Genomic DNA, 1,939 nt, shown 5'->3' with positions numbered 1-1,939 from the left:
GCCGCCTGCGGCCAACTCGCCGCCGAAGGCTGACCAGCGCGGCGAGTCACTCCCACCTGAGATGGTCGAACCTCCAGGTTCCGGTGGTTGCCTGCTCTTGGAGCAGTGGTGTGATGAACGCGTTGGCCAACGGCGTGGCGCCGTCGAGGGTGCGGTAGTCGGCAGGCAGTTCGTGGGTCTTGATGGCTTGGGCGCGATAGCCGGCCACCCACGAGCGGTCGGGCACCGTGAACGTCGGCGGGAGGACAAGTTGTGTGCCCGCGGCTTGGCGGCGGTAAACCTCGGCGTGCAGCGCGGCATGCGTGAGTTCGCCGTTCAGTGCGGATTTGCGTGCAATCAGCACTAGATCGACGAGGTCCTTGAATCTGGTGGACGGGAGCATTTGTTCGCGATGTAGCTCGTACATCGCCGAGATCTTGTCGGCGACGTGGTCCTCGAGCGGCCACATGCGAATTTGTGGCCATGGGCTGGAATCGATCGCGAACGGTGCTTCGAGTTGCTCGACCGCTAGCTTCCCGACCGGGTGGACTGCAGCGGCTATGACGTCGACGCTGACCGTGGATAGTTCTCGGAGGCCGAACATGACCTTGAACCGCACTTTGCGTGAAGGCCGATCGGCCGCCGTCTCGTTCGACGTGTCGTAGTGGCTGAATTGCAGGTGATCAGCCAAGTGGGTCGAGGCGGCGGCGATCAACGCGTCGACGGCGTTGTCGACGGTCACGTCGTCTCCAGTTCGGAGCAGGTCGACATCGGTGGAATACCGAGCCTGTGGCCAACGCACCAGCAGTGCTTGGCCACCTTTGAGGACCCATCCCTCGCGATCGGTGTGAAACACACGGGCCAGCAGCCGGCGATGGTAGTAGCGCTCGATGAGTTCCCCGGTGGGAACACCCGTGTTGTTTGAGGTGTTGGCGGCTCGGTCCTTCAGTGACCGCATGAAGGCCTGTGGGTTCGGTGGCTTTGGTGTCACGTCGCGTCTTCTGGTTTGTTCTCGTTGTTCGCCTCGCCTGTGGCTGAGGCAATCCCTAGCCGGCGCGCGATGTCGGGTGACATGGTCGCCAGTTGGCCCCAAGTGACGCCCTTGTCCTTGAGTTCGCCCCAACTGACCCCAGCGAGTTGGCCCCAGGTGATGGGGGAAGGTCGTGTTGTCATGTCGACGGTGGATAGGCCGATCTGCGCGAGAAGTTGCTCCAGCAGTGCGGCCCCGTCGGAAGGGACGGCACCGTAGTAGCTTGCGTACGGCCCGATCTCATTGGCCAGCTCGTCGAGTCGGACCTGCCCGGCCTCAACAGCTTGGCGGATGATGGTCGCGACGTGGCTGGCGTCGTTGTGCTGGTCGAGGAGGTCGCAGATAGTGCGCATCGGGGTGGTTGTTGGAAGTCCGTCGAGTACGGTCACGTCGGTTTCGGACAGGTCCGCCCTGCGTAGCCATACGTCGGGATCGCGCATCGTGCGCCTGCGGGGAACGGTCATCTCTACGCGCCTGTTCACCAGCTCGCCAAGACCGTGCAGTCGGGCGGCGGAGTGATGGGAGATCACCCCCCCGTCGGGGTCCAGCTTGGGTCGCTCCCAGCCTGCGACCGCTGGGCGAAGGCTTAGCCACACCGCTTGCTCCGCGCGAGCACCGGATGGGCTGGAGGCCGTCAGCGCGTGAACTCCGCGACGTACGGTCTCAAGGAAGCCGGCTCTCTTCAGGCGGTGCAGCGTGACGTCATCGACCCCAAGGTTCAGTGCCTGCCGAGTGGTCACCATGCCCCACTGTCCGGCTGTGTACTCGCCGAGCAGTTCCAAGGCCTTGACCGTCTCCACGTCGCAAACCTTACACCAAGATGCAGCGTTCCTTACATTCAGTAAGTAAGAAACGCTGCGAGCAGGACGCCATAGGCTCGTTGTAGAACGGTAGTCATGGGCGAACCCCTCGCCAATTACAAGCGCGTGG

General features: G+C 63.3%; 2 protein-coding genes. Both read right to left on the bottom strand.

All coding sequences use genetic code 11. The annotated features are described in order from the left end of the window. Positions 1–46 precede the first annotated feature (46 nt). Positions 47–937 carry a nucleotidyl transferase AbiEii/AbiGii toxin family protein gene (locus GPZ80_RS31830; protein ID WP_187224805.1) on the bottom strand — a complete coding sequence of 297 codons (891 nt, stop codon included), beginning with the start codon at positions 935–937 and terminating at the stop codon, positions 47–49. A gap of 29 nt (positions 938–966) precedes the next feature. Continuing rightward, positions 967–1,809: a type IV toxin-antitoxin system AbiEi family antitoxin domain-containing protein gene (locus GPZ80_RS31825; protein ID WP_187224804.1), complete on the bottom strand. Its 843-nt coding sequence runs from the start codon at positions 1,807–1,809 to the stop codon at positions 967–969. Positions 1,810–1,939 lie beyond the last annotated feature (130 nt).

This window comes from Actinokineospora xionganensis (genome assembly GCF_014323725.1).
In the GTDB taxonomy this organism is placed as follows: domain Bacteria; phylum Actinomycetota; class Actinomycetes; order Mycobacteriales; family Pseudonocardiaceae; genus Actinokineospora; species Actinokineospora xionganensis.
This window is presented reverse-complemented; position numbering and strand designations above follow the sequence as displayed.